The organism is Corynebacterium sp. HMSC036E10 (assembly GCF_001836265.1).
GTDB classification, from domain to species: domain Bacteria; phylum Actinomycetota; class Actinomycetes; order Mycobacteriales; family Mycobacteriaceae; genus Corynebacterium; species Corynebacterium coyleae.
The window spans coordinates 538397-548774 of sequence record NZ_KV827977.1 but is presented as its reverse complement, the minus strand read 5'-3'; the positions used below and the strand labels follow the sequence as shown (position 1 = coordinate 548774).

9 protein-coding genes are annotated in these 10378 nt (G+C 57.3%); 8 read left to right on the top strand and 1 reads right to left on the bottom strand.

The genetic code is table 11. The features are described 5' to 3' along the window. On the bottom strand, nucleotides 1-1345 hold a 1345-nt coding region (locus tag HMPREF2736_RS06510), incomplete at its 3' end, for an AbgT family transporter (RefSeq protein ID WP_070829156.1). Between the two features lie 110 nt (nucleotides 1346-1455). Between HMPREF2736_RS06510 and HMPREF2736_RS06505 the strand changes: the two genes are divergently transcribed. The 8 genes from HMPREF2736_RS06505 to HMPREF2736_RS06470 all read left to right on the top strand — a co-directional run bounded on the left by HMPREF2736_RS06505 (nucleotide 1456) and on the right by HMPREF2736_RS06470 (nucleotide 10158). After that, nucleotides 1456-2121, top strand: a complete 666-nt coding sequence (locus tag HMPREF2736_RS06505; protein ID WP_246822080.1) for a DUF4230 domain-containing protein — start codon at nucleotides 1456-1458, stop codon at nucleotides 2119-2121. A 26-nt stretch (nucleotides 2122-2147) separates the two neighbouring features. Then, nucleotides 2148-2786 carry a hypothetical protein gene (locus HMPREF2736_RS06500; protein ID WP_070829155.1) on the top strand — a complete coding sequence of 213 codons (639 nt, stop codon included), beginning with the start codon at nucleotides 2148-2150 and terminating at the stop codon, nucleotides 2784-2786. A 115-nt stretch (nucleotides 2787-2901) separates the two neighbouring features. Further along, nucleotides 2902-3303 (top strand): Panacea domain-containing protein, encoded by a 402-nt coding sequence (locus tag HMPREF2736_RS06495; RefSeq protein WP_246822079.1) that lies wholly within the window; start codon nucleotides 2902-2904, stop codon nucleotides 3301-3303. Then, nucleotides 3300-3821: a hypothetical protein gene (locus HMPREF2736_RS06490; RefSeq protein ID WP_070829153.1), complete on the top strand. Its 522-nt coding sequence runs from the start codon at nucleotides 3300-3302 to the stop codon at nucleotides 3819-3821. Before HMPREF2736_RS06495 ends, HMPREF2736_RS06490 begins: the two co-directional genes overlap by 4 nt. A gap of 37 nt (nucleotides 3822-3858) precedes the next feature. Then, nucleotides 3859-4656, top strand: a complete 798-nt coding sequence (locus HMPREF2736_RS06485; RefSeq protein WP_070829152.1) for a serine hydrolase domain-containing protein — start codon at nucleotides 3859-3861, stop codon at nucleotides 4654-4656. 419 nt (nucleotides 4657-5075) lie between these two features. Next, nucleotides 5076-7172, top strand: coding sequence for a hydantoinase/oxoprolinase family protein (locus HMPREF2736_RS06480; RefSeq protein WP_070829151.1), 2097 nt, complete (start codon nucleotides 5076-5078; stop codon nucleotides 7170-7172). Beyond that, nucleotides 7165-8835 carry a hydantoinase B/oxoprolinase family protein gene (locus HMPREF2736_RS06475; RefSeq protein ID WP_070829150.1) on the top strand — a complete coding sequence of 557 codons (1671 nt, stop codon included), beginning with the start codon at nucleotides 7165-7167 and terminating at the stop codon, nucleotides 8833-8835. The genes HMPREF2736_RS06480 and HMPREF2736_RS06475 overlap by 8 nt, the downstream gene beginning before the upstream one ends. A gap of 9 nt (nucleotides 8836-8844) precedes the next feature. Beyond that, complete coding sequence (locus HMPREF2736_RS06470; protein ID WP_070829207.1) at nucleotides 8845-10158, top strand: purine-cytosine permease family protein; 1314 nt, start codon at nucleotides 8845-8847, stop codon at nucleotides 10156-10158. Nucleotides 10159-10378: the final 220 nt, after the last annotated feature.

The window sequence follows — 10378 nt, the reverse complement described above, 5'->3', positions numbered from 1 at the left end:
CCATCAGTGCCCACTGGGCGGAGCCGGAGGTGATAAACAGGTTGATCAGCGCCACCATGATCACAAACGCGAGGAACAGCACCGCGTTCGGCAGATTCCACGCCTGCAGCAGCTCCGCGCCCTTGATCGCGGTCCAGGGGCCCAGGTTGGACCACTGGAAGTACGCCAGGAACTGGGCGACGGCGAAGAACAGCACCAGAATCGGCAGCATGGACTCTAAGCCCTTGGCCATGAACTTCGGCAGGTCCGCAGCCTCCTTGATGGTGCCCACGATCAGGCCGTACACCAGGCCGGTGACAAAGAAGATCAGGGTGATCGGCACGGCAATCGCACGGATCAAGGGCGACTCCATGAAGCCCTCCTCCGGACGCGCGAACGGGGAGGCCGGGACCAGCAGCAGGACGAAGTATGCGACGAGGGCGAGCACCAGGGTCACGCCGGCCCAGGCGAGGCCCTTGCGCTCCAGTGGGGTCAGCGAGAGGTCATCGTCGTCGGTCAGGTGGGAATCGTCCGGCTGGGCGGAGTCGTTGATTTGGAGTTCGTCTTCGTCGATGTGGTCGTCGTCGATAAGCGCTTGCGCCTTCTTCTCCACATAAAACTCGGTCACCGCAGTGATCACCAGCGCCAGCACAATGGCGGACGGGATGACGAAGAAGATGTTGGCAAGAGGGGAGACCTCATAGTTGGCGTCGACGAGTTGTGCCGCCGAGGTGGAAATGCCGGCGAGCAGCAGGTCCGTAATGTTCAGGATCAGCGAGGAGTTAAAGCCTGCCGACGACGCCGCGAACGCCACCATCGCACCCACCACCGGCGAGCGCCCAACCGCATGAAACGCCATCGCGCCCAACGGAATGATGATCACGTAAATCGCATCCGAGGCGATCGAACCGGTCACGCCCGCAAGCGCGACCATGAACGTCAGCATCTTGCCGCTGACCTTGTCCACCATCGCGCGCACCATCGCCGCCAGCAGGCCGGTTTGCTCCGCCACGGCGACACCAAGCATCACCGCCAGGATCACACCCAGCGGCGGGAAAGCGATGAAGTTCTCCACTGCATCCGTGACCATGCGCGAGATGTTCTCGCCGGTCAGCAGGCTTTCTACATGGATCTCCTCGCCCGATGCCGGGTCGATGGCGGACAAGCCCGCCTTGCTGGCAATCCAAGAGGAGACGGCAACAACGCCGCTCAAAATGACAAACAGCCAGAACGGCTCCGGCAGCTTGTTGCCTATTCGCTCGATCCAGCCGAGGAAGCCGGTCATGCCGTCTTGCTGGTTCTGGTTTTGTTTTTCTTCGCGCTGCTTGTCGGCGCGGGTTTCGTCGATACGCGTGGAACCGGTCATCGTTATCTCTTCCGTGCGGTGGCCAGGTACATCCTTCAGCCGCGTACGCCCAAAGGTTCCAACGAGTGTACAAACCATTCGAATTCGAGGTGCAATTAAGATCGTCGGATGTGAGTACCGCCCAAGAACTACACCTCGCGCCGCGCCGCCCACGCCGCGGTGGCGCCGTTGTGACCTCCGTCATTACCTCCGTCATCGCCGTCCTGGCTGTTGTGGGGTTGTTGCTTGCCCTGCTGCGCCCGGCCGTGTTCGGCATGGGGGAGACGCGGGTGGATTCCACCACCATCGGGGCATCGTTCGAGGACATCGCCGAACTCTCCGTGGAGGAATACGTCTTCTCCGACGTGGGCAAATTCGACCAAAAAGGCCTCGAGGTCCTCGGGCTGCGCGTGCCGTTTACCGGCCGCAACTTCCTTGTTACTTACGACGGCCGCGTCACCGCCGGCATCCGCGACACAACCGCCATCGACGTTACGGTCGGCTCTGGCGCTATTGATGTAGTGCTGCCGCCCGTGGAAGTACTCAGCGCCCACATCAACGCCGACAGCGTGCAGGTCTACGACCAGTCCATGAACCCCATCAACCAAATTCGTGTTGACGACGTCACCACCTTCATCGCCGGCCAAGAGGAAGCGGCGCGCGACAAGGCCGTGTCGCAGGGCTTGTTGGACCGCGCGCGGGAGCGCACCGAACACCTCGTACGCAGCCACATCGCCGCACTTGTGAAGGGGACCGAGCAGGAAGATTTTGACGTGCGGATTTCCTGGACGCAGTAGCCGCTCGTGGTCTAAGGTTTCTGGCTATGCGTAAGTCTTTGGCAGTTTGCTCGCTGGTTGTTTCTGTTGTTGGTGCCGCTTCGTTGCCGGTTGCTGGTGCGGTGCCGGGGGAGCCAGGTGCTGGTTCCGGCTCCGCCCAGTGTTCCATCGAGTACAACGCCGACGAGGTCCCGGCGCTGGCCGCGGGCGTACTTGGCGACGACCTCATCTACTTCAACGGCTCCCGCACCGACGCGCTCGCCCTGTGGGAGAAGAAGCAGACCGAGCTACGCGCCGGCATCGGCGAGAACGGCTGGGGCACGCTTACCCAAATCGACGACGCCAAACTTTGGGAACCCGGCGTCACCGACACCTCAAGCGCGCTGGTGCTTGACGACCTGAAGCACTCCTCGCGGGGTTTGACCGTCACCGCCGACAGCCCGTTTAGCCACTCGGAGGCCGCCTACCTTGCCAACGCCGCCTCGTACACCGCCCAGCGCTACGCGGATTGCGGCAAGGATGTGAATAGGGTCGTGCCGGTGGCGCCGTCGTCGATAAGCCTGGCCCTCGCCCCGGACCACATCGCTCTGATTGTCGTGGCGCTGCTCGGCATCCTCGGTGCCGTCGTTGCCGGCGCGACGGGCATGATCCCAGGATTGACGACAGGGCTTTGGCCGCTAAGATGAGATCCAGAAATCTCCTCCATATAGATTTATTGGTTGGGATATGCCAAAGAGAGGGGTAACCATGGCGCGGGTTTTGGATGTAGCCCAGTACATACTGGAGCAACAAGGGGGATCCATGACGACGATGAAGCTTCAAAAGCTGGTTTATTACTCGCAGGCATGGAACCTAGTCTGGGACGGGGTGCCACTTTACAATTCTCCGATCCAAGCTTGGGCAAATGGGCCAGTTGTTCCGGAACTTTATAATCGTCATCGCGGTCGCTTCACTGTTTCGGCGACGGAACCTCTGGGGGATTCCTCGGCATTGGCACAGTCTGAAAAGGAAACTATTGATGCTGTGCTCTCTGCATACAGCCACCTTTCCGGGCAAGAGTTGAGTGACATCACGCATGGAGAGCGTCCTTGGATCGAAGCCCGAGCGGGAATCCCAGAAGGTGCGGCAAGCCAAGCTGTTGTGAATCCTGAGGTAATGCAGGATTACTTCGGTGGAAAGCACGGAGCGCAACTTAGGGCGTGACATGCCACCACGGGGGGAGGGAAGCGAAAAAGCTAGCGAAGCAGCAAAATAACCAAAATCGCAAAAAGAATTTGGAGCCCGTTAAGGCACCAACATCGGGCAAAGCGCTTGCGAGGCAGCAAGCGGATGACCACTTTCTCAATCAAACAGTGCAATGGTCTGTGCGTGCGGTTGATAACAGTTTCGACAAACTCGGCTGCCGATGGGATCTCACTCCCACAGAGTTTTTCGAGCTGCTTCAGTTTCTAGAAGACTTATCCCAAAAGACATGGCAGGAAGTCCTCGCCGAAACTGATCGGAGTGGAAGGCCTAAACACCACAGCCAGGATGTGACGAGTCTGGATAAAGTCGCGCAAACCCGCCTGCAAAAAATTGGTCAAGCAGATGAGGAGAAAATTTTCCGCTTTCGGATAAAGGGGAAATTGCGATTGTGGGGTTTCCGAACGGGGCCAGTTTTCCGCATCCTGTGGTACGACCCAGAACACAAGGTTTATCCGGTGGCGAAGAAAAACACGTAGACCGTTTTGGCTCGCCACTGTTGCGTAGGGTGGGGCCATGCAGCTCGAGAAGTTTTTCCAGGATTGGCCGGTTGACAATGTAGCGGGCGCGCTCGTCGGTAGGCAGGAGGCGTCGTTCGGCGACACCGCGCGCGTCTTCGAACTGGCCAGCGTGACCAAACTCTTCTCCGCGTACGCCGTGCTCCTCGCGGTTGAAGAAGGAGCTTTTTCGCTTGACGACGACGCCCGCCCCGAAAACGCCACCATCCGCCACCTCCTCTCGCACGCAGCCGGCGTCGGCTTCGACTCCCGCGAACCGCAAAAGGCACCGGGGGAGCGCCGCATCTACTCGTCCGCCGGTTACGAAATCCTCGCCGACATCGTCGAGGAAACCACCGGCATCACCTTTGCCGACTACGCCCGCGAAGGTGTCTTCGAACCACTCGGCATGACCGACACCGAGATCTACGGCTCGGCGGGCCACGGCGGGCGCTCCACCGTCGCGGACCTTTCGCGCTTCGCCGCCGAACTGCTCGAGCCACGGTTGCTTGACCCCTCGACGGTGCGCGAGGCGTTTACGAATCAGTTCGGTGACCTGCGCGGTGTCGTCCCCGGTTATGGCATGCAAAAGCCCTGCCCGTGGGGCCTCGGTTTTGAGATCAAGGGGGAGAAGTCCCCGCACTGGACCGGCGACGGCATGCCCGCCGACACCGTCGGCCACTTCGGCATGGCCGGCACCTACCTGTGGGTCGCCGGCGACCAAGCCTGCGTCGTGCTTACAGACCGCGACTTCGGCGACTGGGCCAAACCCCTCTGGCAGGAAACCAACACGGCGCTCTGGGACGCGCTGTCCTAGGGCGCCTGCGGCAGTGCGTGGGCGCGGGGCGCAGATTCGTTCATATGCAGGTCTCGATATGCGTAACTGCAGGTCAGTGACTTTTTGGAAAATCCGGAGAATTTTGGCTAAAACGTTGTGACCAGGGATTACGCATATCGAGACCTGCACATGAACGTAAAAGGGTGCTGCTCGCGGGGCGGGTGAGCGCCAGTGCGCGCCAGTGCGCGTGGGGCCGCCGGGAGTGATGCCCCCCCGGTGGGGTGGTCGTCGATAAGCGATGCGTGACGCGTGGGAGCAAGAGAGGCGTGCGCGGAAACGGAGCTTAGGGGTAAACCCGAACTCGGTCCGAGAATATTATTTGCTGATTCGCACAATTTTCATCCGAGTGTGGCTAGTCTCACTTCACAAGCCGATGAGTTGAGTGAACGGAGTCACAGATGAAGAACCAGCAAACGCTTCGCATCGCAACGGATGTGGGTGGAACCTTTACTGACTTGGTGGCGTTTTCGATAGACGCTGAGTCTGGGGAGCAACGCACCTTTACCGCGAAATCGGATACCACTCCACCTCGTTTTGAGCAGGGCGTGCTCAATGTCATTGAGAAATCCGGAGTAGATCTGAAGGCAGCGGCGACGCTTGCACACGGCAGTACGGTGGTCATCAACGCTCTTACGGAGCGTAAGGGTGCGAAAACTGCACTTATCACCACGGAAGGCTTCCGTGACGTCCTTGAGATCGCAAGGGGCAACAGGCCGGATTTCTTCAACCTCCACTACTCGAAGCCAGAAGTTTTCGTACCTCGAAAGCACCGTTTCGAAGTGTCTGGCCGATTGACTCCGGCGGGGGAAGAGCGCGTGCCGCTTGATCTTTCGGTACTGCCTGGCATTGTGGAAAAGCTGGAGCGAGACGGCATTGAAGCGGTCGCGATCTGTTTCCTTCACTCCTACGCGGATCCTCGACACGAGATTGCTGCTGCGGAGGAACTCAAGCGACTCTGGCCGACGGGAACCGTCGTGGCATCGCACCAGATCACACGTGAATGGCGTGAATATGAGCGTTCTTCGACAGCCGTTTTGTCGGCATTCGTCCAGCCGACAGCAGAGAAGTACTTGACTCGCCTTGAGGAGGGTCTTGAGTCTGCAGGCTTCGACGGAAACCTCTACGTGATGCAATCCAACGGCGGCGTGGACAAGATCAGCCATACCAAGGAAATCCCGATCACCATGGTGGAATCTGGGCCAGCAAGTGGTTTCCTCGGTGCTGCAGCGCTGGGGTCCCTTGTGGGAGAACCGAATATCCTCGCGTTGGATATTGGCGGGACCACTGCGAAGTGCTCGCTGATCAAAGACGGCCTTGTGACTGTCAAGACCGATTATTGGATTGAACGCTCCAGAACCTCCGCAGGGTATCCGATTATGGTCCCGGTTATCGATCTCGTCGAGATCGGAAATGGTGGTGGATCGATCGGGTGGGTAGACGAGTTTAAAAAGCTCCATGTCGGCCCACAGTCCGCAGGATCGACACCCGGACCCGCAGCGTACGGCCGTGGTGGAGAAAACGCTACAACGACTGATGCAAACCTTGCACTCGGAAGGATCAATCCGAACTACTTCGTCGGTGGCGAACTCACCGCTGACATGGAAGCGGTGGAAAGGAGCCTGGCGTCGTTGGCAGAGCAACTCAATCTCACGAATGAGGAAGTAGCACGTGGAATCGTGCGAATCGCCAACAACAACATGATCAATGCGCTAAAGCTTGTTTCACTTAATCGCGGCCATGACCCACGTGACTTCACGCTTGTGGCATTCGGTGGCGGTGGTGCGATGCACGCTTGCGATTTGGCTCGAGAACTCGGCATGAGGAAGGTAATCGTTCCAACTGCTGCAGAGGTTTTCAGCGCTTGGGGCATGTTGATGGGAGATCTTCGTCGCGATCTCTTTATGACCAACTTGTTCTCACTGAACGCAGACCAAGCGGAGAAGGTTGATGCTCTCGTGTCTGCCGCAGAATCCGAAATGCGTGAAGAGTTTGAGCAGGACGGCGTTGATCGTGCTTCAGTTTCGTTCCTCAGGTTTGCGGAGATGCGGTACGCAAACCAGGAACACTCAGTTGAGGTTGAAATCAGCGGCGGATTGATTGATGCAGAAGCAGTTGAGCGGCTCATTCAAGACTTCCACGCGCAGTACGAGAAGGAATACACGTATCGGCTTGATGCGCCGGTCGAGTTCGTCGGGTTGCACCTCATCGCTATGGCAGATGTTGGAAAGCTTGCCCCGCGAGAGCTGTCTACCACCGGTGCAGCAGTTGCCGAAGCGTCTAAGGGCAAACGCGACGTTGACTTCCTCGAGCACGGCACATGCGAGACCGACATTTACAACGCGGATCTCCTAGAGCCCGGCATGCAGTTTGCAGGACCAGCAATCGTCGAATTCCGTGGAACCACTGCTGTAGTTCCGCCACGTTGCTCGGTCGAAGTGGATAACTACGGAAATCTTCATGTCGAAATCGAGCAGGAGGAGAACACCAATGCCTAAGACCGATCCATTTACCCTAGAAATCATTCAGAGCAGCCTGCAAGCTATTGCCGACGAAATGTTCGTCGCGATGCAGAAAACTGCTATGAGCCCGATCATCTATGAAGTGCTCGACATGGGCACCGGCATCACTGATCGATCTGGTCAACTGGCATCGTCAGGCGCTGGCATCCCCGCATTCATCGGAGTGCTGGATAAGGCGGTCCAGCGAATCCTGGAAATCAACGGTGAAGACGACCTGCAAGAGGGCGACATCTTTGTGACGAACGACCCCTTCTATGGCGGAGTCACGCACCTTAACGACGTTGTCCTTGCAATGCCTGTGTTCGCGGAAGGTCGTCTCATCGCATGGACCGCCAACATTGCGCACTGGCCAGACCTGTCGGGAATGACTCCTGGCGGTGTCTCTGCAGTCGCCACCGAGATCTTCCAAGAGGGAATCCGTCTCCCAGCCGTTAAGCTCTTCTCCGCTGGAGAGCCAATTACACCACTGCTGAAAGTGATCGAGGTTAACTCGCGTCTCCCAGAGACCCTGCTGGGAGATCTGTGGTCGGCAGTCGCAGCGGTGCGAATTGGTGCAAACCGTCTTGAAACCCTTGCGTTGAAGTACGGGGTGGATACGTTCGAGGTCGCGCTCGATGAATTCATGGAGCACGGCGAGCGAATTGCGCGAAAGGGACTGTCCGAACTTCCTAAGGGCAGGTTTGAGCTTGAGGAAGAACAAGACAGCGGTGAGGTTTACCGCGTTGCAATCGAGATTACCGATGATCGTTTCGTCGTTGACCTGCGGGATAACCCTGAGCAAGATTCTGGTCCGAACAATTGCAACGCAGATGCTTGCATGGTCGCCACTCAGATGATCTTCAAATCGCTCACTGACCCCTACGGGCCAGCAAATGCAGGAGGTTTCCGCCCTATCGAACTGCTAACAACTCCGGGAACCGTTTTCGATGCGCAGGAACCTGCTGCATTCTCCATCTATTACGAAGTTGAGATTCGGCTTTTCGACCTCATCTGGCGTTGCCTCGCCCCAGCCGTAGAAGGGCAGCTGCCCGCGGGACACTTCTCGAGTATCTGCGGCACATTTATCGGCGGTGTGCACCCAGACACTGGCAAGCACTTCACAATCGTTGAGCCCCAAATCGGTGGGTGGGGTGGCAGTGCGAAAGCCGATGGTAACTCCGCGATCTTCTCAGGATTCCACGGTGAAACTTACAACTGCCCTGCAGAAATCGCAGAGCTGCGTTACGGGCTGTACGTGAATCAGCTCCGCCTTAACGATGCGCCTGGTGGCGAAGGCCAGTTCAGAGGAGGAAAAGGCATCGTTTTGGACTACGAGGTGCGTGGAGATAACTGCTTCGTGACCGCTGCCTACAGCCGGTCTATAAACAAGCCTTGGGCTCTGAACGGCGGGCGCGAAGGGTCAAGCAACCTAATTGAGATCATCCGAGCAAATGGTGAACAGATCCGTGGTGCTGTCGTTTCAAACGAAGTAGTCAACCAGGGTGATGTCATCCGAATTCGCACAGGCAATGGCGCCGGTTACGGCGACCCACGGAAACGCGAGCATTCTGCCGTCGAAGAAGACATTGCAAACGGTTTCATTTCGGCAGAAGATGCAGCGGAGATCTACGGATACACCGCTGCCGAAGCACAAGACTAGGTGTGCATGATGACTACGAAAGATGAAGGAACTGCCTTCTCAAACGACAATCCATTGAGCCCGGTTCCGTTAGAACAGCGGCAGAAGTGGATCACCCCGGCCATCATTTTCGGCGGTTTGGAATTTACGATTCCAGTCCTAATGGTTGGCGCAACTCTGGCTGCTTCCTTCAGCCTGGGATCAGTAATTTGGATCGTTCTGCTGGCTCTGCTTCTTATTCAGTGGCCGGGTAATGCGATTAGTGGGTATATAGGTGCCAAAACTGGCCTGCCGTCGACAGTGATTGCAAAGAACAGTTTTGGAGTGGCCCAAGCAAAACTGATCGCCGCAGGCACCATCTTCATCTCGTCCCTGGGCTGGTGGGCGTTGCAAACGGCTGTGGCGGGCAACGCATTCGCAGCGATGCTCGGGATCGACCCTGATGCTCAATGGGGAATGTGGGCACTCATCACAACCATCGCGGGTCTGACCTTCGCGATCCCATCGATTATCGGCTATTTGAGTATGAAGTGGACAGACTACATTGCGGTGCCAGCAGGCCTGCTACTCATCGTGGCGGGAATCTACTTCGCTGTGCAGAACTCCAGCTGGCAAGAAATTAAGTCTTGGAATCCAGAACCGACAATGACAGTCGTCGCAGCATTGAGTCTCGTTGTTGGAGTGAATGCTTCTCAGTGGGTGATTAGTGCTGACTACTCCCGCTATGCCAAGCCTTTGTGGAAAGACAATATTCTCATTCCTTGGGGCATCATCGGAGTCGGACTTCCGCTTTTCGCTGTAGGTGCGTTTATGGCGGTAGGCATTGGAGAAGCAGACATTGTCGCGGTAATGGTCGAGCTCGGTTTTCCTTTCTGGGGATTCCTAATTCTCTGGCTAGCTACCTGGACGAGCCAGCTTGTGAACAACTACTCGATGGGTCTTGCTCTGTCCAACCTGATGAATGTTGATTCCAGTCGGGGCCGGCAATGGCTGACTCTCGTAGGAACACTCATCGGCATTGCTCTCGCTCTGGCCGGGTTCCTGGATTACTTCACCGACTTCCTTTACCTCACCTCGTTGGTTTACCCGGCGATCGCCGCAATCGTGACCGTTGACTTCTTCTTCATTCGCAAGCAACAGTGGAAGAAAATTCCAGGATGGAACTGGGTCGCTACGGCGGCCGCAGCGATCGGCATCGGTGTTGGGTATTACACCCAATACGCAAATCCGATGGGAATCCCCGCATTGCAGTCACTGTTTGCTGCTGGAATCGTCTATTACCTTGGCATGGTCCTTCAGTCGAAGACGAAGCCGGGGAAGTTTTCGGTGCTGCCCGTTAACTAGGTTTTCCTGCCACCAGATTCGAGTTCGGGTTTGCTCCTAAGCTGCAATTTCGACAAGGCACACCTGAGCTTGAAGAGTGGAGCCGACCTCCGGACGCTGACACCGGGACGAATTCGTTCATATGCAGGTCTCGATATGCGTAACTGCAGGTCAGCGGCTTTTTGGAAAATCCGACGAATTTTGACCAAAACGTTGTGACCAGGGATTACGCATATCGAGA

Excerpts from the sequence above, each read along its gene's own strand:
- HMPREF2736_RS06500 (WP_070829155.1), top strand. The coding sequence starts at position 2,148 with ATGCGTAAGTCTTTGGCAGTTTGCTCGCTGGTTGTTTCTGTTGTTGGT.
- HMPREF2736_RS06495 (WP_246822079.1), top strand. The coding sequence starts at position 2,902 with ATGACGACGATGAAGCTTCAAAAGCTGGTTTATTACTCGCAGGCATGG.
- HMPREF2736_RS06485 (WP_070829152.1), top strand. The coding sequence starts at position 3,859 with ATGCAGCTCGAGAAGTTTTTCCAGGATTGGCCGGTTGACAATGTAGCG.
- HMPREF2736_RS06480 (WP_070829151.1), top strand. The coding sequence starts at position 5,076 with ATGAAGAACCAGCAAACGCTTCGCATCGCAACGGATGTGGGTGGAACC.
- HMPREF2736_RS06475 (WP_070829150.1), top strand. The coding sequence starts at position 7,165 with ATGCCTAAGACCGATCCATTTACCCTAGAAATCATTCAGAGCAGCCTG.
- HMPREF2736_RS06470 (WP_070829207.1), top strand. The coding sequence starts at position 8,845 with ATGACTACGAAAGATGAAGGAACTGCCTTCTCAAACGACAATCCATTG.